This is a genomic window from Novosphingobium sp. TCA1 (assembly GCF_009811895.1).
Lineage (GTDB): Bacteria > Pseudomonadota > Alphaproteobacteria > Sphingomonadales > Sphingomonadaceae > Novosphingobium > Novosphingobium panipatense_A.
The window spans coordinates 1-2,061 of the sequence record NZ_BLJH01000104.1 but is presented as its reverse complement, the minus strand read 5'-3'; the positions used below and the strand labels follow the sequence as shown (position 1 = coordinate 2,061).

Sequence of the window (2,061 nt, the reverse complement as noted above, 5' to 3'; positions counted from 1 at the left end):
ACAAGGCCGAGGGCAGCAATCCCGCCTCGATCCAGTATATCGGCCCCGCCGAGGATGCGGTGGTCACGGCGCTCCTCGATGGCACGCAGACCGGCAACACGGCCAAAATCCTGACGTGTACGGACGATGACAAGTGCCTGCAGGTGTCGGAGCAGAACCTCTCGGTTCCGACGAATGTCGCCCTGCGTCCTCGCATCAAGGCCATGATCACCTCGATGCGCGACAAGATCCGCACCGATGCTGCGTTGTCGTCGGCCGAGCAGCAGCTTTTGTCTCTGACCACCGTACCGCTTTATAAGCTGCTCGCGGTCGAGGCGATGGCCCACGGCAGTTTCACCGACAGTGAGTCCGACGCTCTCGCGGAGATCGTGGCCGTCAATCTCCTGAGTTCGATGATCGAGAACATGCTTGACCGGGTTACGCTGTCGCAGGTCCATTTTCAGCCAGCGGATCAGGCAACCGCCGAGACCTGGCGCAAGCAACTCGGCGAGGCGCGGTCGAAGTATGCCGAACGCGATCTGAAGGTGAAAAACACGCTGAACATCTCGATTGCGCTCATCAACAAATCGATCGCGCTGGAATCGACGCTGCAGAATGCCATGTCGCCGGGGATGGCGGCCGCGCTGAATTTCTCGCGTGGTCTCAACGTTCACGGGCTCAACTAAGCGGGAGGTAGGGCCATGGTCGAGGTTTTCACGATCGGCGGCGGGGAATACATCGTCAACACCTTCAACGCCGTTGCGGCCTGGACGGGCGGTGGCGGCTATGGATCGCTGATCAAGGTGGTGATGGTCATCGGCCTGATCCACGCCCTTCTCTCAGTGGCTTTCACGCTCAATTTCCGGGTGTGGCTCAACTGGTTCCTCGGTTCGACCCTGATCTATTCCTGCCTGATGGTCCCGACCGTCGACGTGAAGGTCACGGATAGGATCAACCCTTCCCTCGCGCCGGCGACGGTCGCCAATGTCCCTCTCGGGCTGGGCGTGATCGCCAGCTTCTCGAGCCAGGTGGGCGACTGGCTTACCCGGACGGCGGAGACGGTGTTCGTGATGCCGAGCCAGCTCAATTATTCCAACAACGGCATGATTTACGGTTCGCGGCTCTTCGATGCGACCCGCAATTTCCAGATCCGCGATGCCGAGTTCGCGACCAACCTGCAGAACCACTACAAGAACTGCGTGTTCGGCGACGTGCTGTTGAACTTCAAATCGCTGACGGATCTTGCGAGCAGCACCGACCTTTGGGCGTCGATCGGGCCCGGCTCGCCTGCGCGATCGCAGGTCTGGCTTCAGAAAGAGGCTGGCGGGTCCGTCAGCAGCACCATCATCACCTGTCAGGCGGCCTATCAGGCGCTGACAGGGCAATGGAACACCATCATCGATGCTTCGACGCCGCTTTGGGGGCGTCAGACCTACACAAACCTCAGCGAGACGGCCGCGGCCGCGAAGCTACGGCAAGACGTTCCCATCGTGAACCAGACCTTCACCGGATCGTCGAGCGATTACACATCTGCGATGCGGCAGACCTCGGCGATCAACGCCTTCATGCAGGCTCGCGATGCCATGGGAGGAAGTGCCGGCAGCGCGTCGATGGATGCCTTTGCTGCGACGCGCGCCGACATCCAGGCGCGCAACACCTACAACTCGATCGCCATGCAGGCGATGTCGTGGGTGCCGATCCTCAATATCGTGCTGACCGTCGTCTTCTACGCGATGTTCCCGGTGATCTTCCCGCTGTTCTTGATGCCCCAGACCGGGGTCCAGGCGCTCAAGGGGTATGTGACAGGGTTCTTCTATCTCGCCGCCTGGGGACCGCTCTACGTCATCCTCCACATGATCTGCATGACGCGCGGAGAAAGCGCATCCAATGCCGTGGCTGAAGGCGGGATCACGCTTTCGAGCTATGCTGGAATCGGGGCCGTGAACGCCGAGACGGCGACGATCGCCGGCTTCATGCTCATGAGCGTGCCGTTCATTGCGGCGGGTCTGGCGCGCGGTGCAATGAGCATTTCCGGGCAGGCGACCTCGATCCTGGCGCCGGCGCAGAACGCGGCCGAGGCGG

General features: G+C 61.5%; 2 protein-coding genes. Both read left to right on the top strand.

Features of this window, described 5'->3' with window-relative positions; all coding sequences use genetic code 11:
* The coding region (locus tag NTCA1_RS28215; RefSeq protein ID WP_201282629.1) for a conjugal transfer protein TraH at positions 1-665 on the top strand (665 nt) is incomplete at its 5' end.
* A gap of 15 nt (positions 666-680) precedes the next feature.
* Positions 681-2,061: conjugal transfer protein TraG N-terminal domain-containing protein (locus tag NTCA1_RS28210; RefSeq protein ID WP_201282628.1), on the top strand; the 1,381-nt coding region annotated here is incomplete at its 3' end.